The 253-nt window shown below is 56.9% G+C and carries 1 pseudogene; it reads right to left on the reverse strand.

From position 1 onward, the window contains the following. Nucleotides 1–128: 128 nt before the first annotated feature. Nucleotides 129–253: pseudogene (locus AB3X89_RS40715) on the reverse strand (IS3 family transposase); the annotation flags it as partial.

The following is a 253-nucleotide window of genomic DNA, read 5'->3' on the forward strand; positions in this document are numbered from 1 at the left end:
GTTCCAGAACCATTCGCACAGCCCGCTCACGAACTTCAGGCGAGTACCTTGGGCACTTCTTCTTCGTGTTTTCCATAGCTCCATTTTCTCAAGAAGTGGAGCCTCCGGAAATCCCGGGGCGGTTCAATCCCCACAAGTCGCACCTGTTGCGCAATCGGTAGCGCGTGTGCACGGTCGATCATCGCTTTCCGCTCAGCAACCCCGCCTTGCCGAGCGCTCCGCTTAAAAAATCGTTCTCCAGCGTCAACTGGCC

This window comes from Paraburkholderia sp. BR14320, assembly GCF_040948665.1.
GTDB lineage: Bacteria > Pseudomonadota > Gammaproteobacteria > Burkholderiales > Burkholderiaceae > Paraburkholderia > Paraburkholderia youngii.